The organism is Methanoculleus sp. MH98A (assembly GCF_000691865.1).
GTDB lineage: Archaea > Halobacteriota > Methanomicrobia > Methanomicrobiales > Methanoculleaceae > Methanoculleus.
The window spans coordinates 1-2,034 of the sequence record NZ_JMIO01000177.1 but is presented as its reverse complement, the minus strand read 5'-3'; the positions used below and the strand labels follow the sequence as shown (position 1 = coordinate 2,034).

At 54.5% G+C, this 2,034-nt stretch carries 3 protein-coding genes; 1 reads left to right on the top strand and 2 read right to left on the bottom strand.

Going from position 1 to position 2,034, the window contains the following annotated elements:
- The first annotated feature begins 346 nt into the window (after positions 1-346).
- Complete coding sequence (locus EI28_RS12430; RefSeq protein WP_048115303.1) at positions 347-934, top strand: MarR family winged helix-turn-helix transcriptional regulator; 588 nt, start codon at positions 347-349, stop codon at positions 932-934.
- A gap of 30 nt (positions 935-964) precedes the next feature.
- Here EI28_RS12430 and EI28_RS12425 read toward each other — a convergent pair whose 3' ends face one another.
- Together EI28_RS12425 and EI28_RS12420 are read right to left on the bottom strand one after the other, a co-directional pair.
- Positions 965-1,342, bottom strand: coding sequence for a DUF3467 domain-containing protein (locus EI28_RS12425; protein ID WP_048115301.1), 378 nt, complete (start codon positions 1,340-1,342; stop codon positions 965-967).
- A 2-nt stretch (positions 1,343-1,344) separates the two neighbouring features.
- The gene (locus EI28_RS12420) at positions 1,345-1,845 is read right to left on the bottom strand and encodes a hypothetical protein (protein ID WP_048115298.1); all 501 of its coding nucleotides are present in this window, start codon (positions 1,843-1,845) and stop codon (positions 1,345-1,347) included.
- Positions 1,846-2,034 lie beyond the last annotated feature (189 nt).

The window sequence follows — 2,034 nt, the reverse complement described above, 5'->3', positions numbered from 1 at the left end:
AGATGGGGTCAGGTGGATCTCGCGCTTCTTGAGGTCTGTCGTCTAAGTCTTCCGATATGCATGCATTGTGGTAACCATACTGCCTGACGGCATCCCTCAGCCTGATCAGGTCGTTCTTTCTCTCCAGGTAAAACGAGCCGTAAATGCCGATGGGGAACTCTCGCTTCAATCTCTCGAAGCGAATGCGAGGTGTATATTCTCTATTCGAGCGTCCCCCCGGGAGTGCCATTAAGAAAGTATTATCATTGCGATATTATAACCATTAGTTACAGAATGCTAACTTATATTGGCGGTAGGATTAATAACAGTTAGTCGGATGTAACCGATGTCCGTGTTGAGGTGTGGTATGGAGCAGGCAGTCGTTGAAGAATTCCTGAACGAAGTCCCCTACGAGGCCCGGGCTGCCGTGACGGAACTGAATAGCGATCTCCGGTGGGCCGTGTACATTGCCCTGGTGCTCGAGGGCAGGAAGTACTTCAATGAGATTAAAGAGGAGTTCAAAGCGAACCCTAACACCATCGGCCCGGTTCTGAAAGGTCTTGTCGACGGCGGGCTTGTGGCAAGGAAGATCGCCAAATTCGAGGATTTTGCCGATAAGCGGAAGGTGTTCTACGAGCCGACCGCTCTGGGTCTGAGGTTATTTCGGGTTCTGAACGATGTTGCCATTCCCGGGGGGCGGGCGCCCCGGGGATCGCGTGTCGCGGTGGACGCGGGATCGGCTGCCGGCACAGGGACGGGAAGGGATACGGAAGTCCGGGGAAGTTACCCAAGGGAACCGGAGATGACATCGCGAAGTGTTGCAGAACCGGGAATACGGTGGAGGCGCGTAGGGCGGCCAAGGATAACGACATCGAGGAAGGCTTCGGTGGCGGGTAGACCCCGGGAAGCAGTGAGGCGGGGCCGGGACAGGAGGCTTCTACGCGATCGAGTGTGAACCGCAATCAATCGGCAGCATGTGGGAACTCTATACGGGTCTGTCTTCTTGCTCCCGCTCAACTTCTGTTGAGGGTCGCCTCCTCAGACCCCCGGGGACGTACCTCTCCATGCCTTCCTCCGTATGCACCCTCTCAAGAATTCCACTGAGTGCTTCAGCGAGTTTCTGTGCGGCGGCGTGCGACATGTAGACGCGTGTTCCGTTTATTCGCGCTCTACCGTCCCGGCGGACGCCGGGCATCTCCAGAAAGTCGATGCAGACATCTCTGTGCGCTACCTGCACGTACGCAAGGTTTGAGTAGGAACTGTGCGCGATATCCAGCTGCAGTTCTCCCGGCTCGAACCGATAGAGTTTGCGGAGATCGACGGCTATTGCTCCATCTTTCTTCTCTTTCTGCTCCTCCTCCATGGTTACGCCCCCACAGAGAAGATCGAATATTCTGACTCTGCTTCCCGTGCAGAGCAATCTTCTCCGGTAGTCCATTCGCCGGCATAGTTCGTCGCGACTGCAAGCGGCTCCACTTTTGCTCTGAGCGATCTATTGTAGTAATCCAGGATTGCCGTGTTCATGCAGTCCGTCCCGTCCCGGTCGTCGAGCACGGCATAGGCCAGCAGAGAGAGCGCAATGAACTTCTTCGACTCGACGACAACTCGATAGACCGGATGCTGGACGTCACTTGATACGTTCTCGATCAGTCCGAGTTTGACGAGCGTCTTGAGCGCCTCTCTGATGCTGGGGGCCTTTTTGCCCGTCATCTCCTCAAGGTACCCGSGCCGATAATCCATCGTCGGATCGGCGACGATCTCTTCAACAACCTGAGCGAGAACGGTATTCCCGAATAAACCGCCATAGGGTTTGTCCAGGAATTCTTCGAGTTCTCCAGGAAGATCCGGCAGTTCTTGTCCTGACATAATCATTCCTCCGCGTAACTATGGTGTCTGCATTTCTACCACGATCGTGTCACTACTGGTACTCTAACCGGGAGTAAGTAGTAGCCCGTAGTGAGTAATGGTCAGCAATAGTAAAAAAATATTCTGATACAGGAGCTATTCTTTCAGTTTGGTCCAGTGCCGGTGGTGAGGCACTTCGAGATCGTAGTA